Here is a 257-nt window from a genome sequence, read left to right as displayed (position 1 = left end):
CTTTTGCAATACACTTATTGGAACAAGGAACCGACTTAAGATATATTCAGGCATTATCAGGTCATGCATCAACTAAGACAACCGGGATATACACTCACGTATCAACACAGGAACTAAGTAAAATCATAAACCCACTTGACGAACTTTGGGATCCAGGCTAACATAAAAAGGTGCACAATACATGCTATATTGGCATGTATTGTGTACCTTTAAAACTGATACAAGAAATATATATGCACTTACGGTGTGTTTATAAA

At 35.8% G+C, this 257-nt stretch carries 1 protein-coding gene; it reads left to right on the top strand.

Annotation, left to right across the window (positions count from 1 at the left end; all coding sequences use genetic code 11):
* The first annotated feature begins 8 nt into the window (after positions 1-8).
* Complete coding sequence (locus ATH1_RS22520) at positions 9-161, top strand: tyrosine-type recombinase/integrase (RefSeq protein ID WP_280959776.1); 153 nt, start codon at positions 9-11, stop codon at positions 159-161.
* Positions 162-257 lie beyond the last annotated feature (96 nt).

Origin of the sequence: Anaerophaga thermohalophila DSM 12881 (assembly GCF_000191885.1) — a bacterium.
Taxonomy (GTDB): domain Bacteria; phylum Bacteroidota; class Bacteroidia; order Bacteroidales; family Marinilabiliaceae; genus Anaerophaga; species Anaerophaga thermohalophila.
This window is presented reverse-complemented; position numbering and strand designations above follow the sequence as displayed.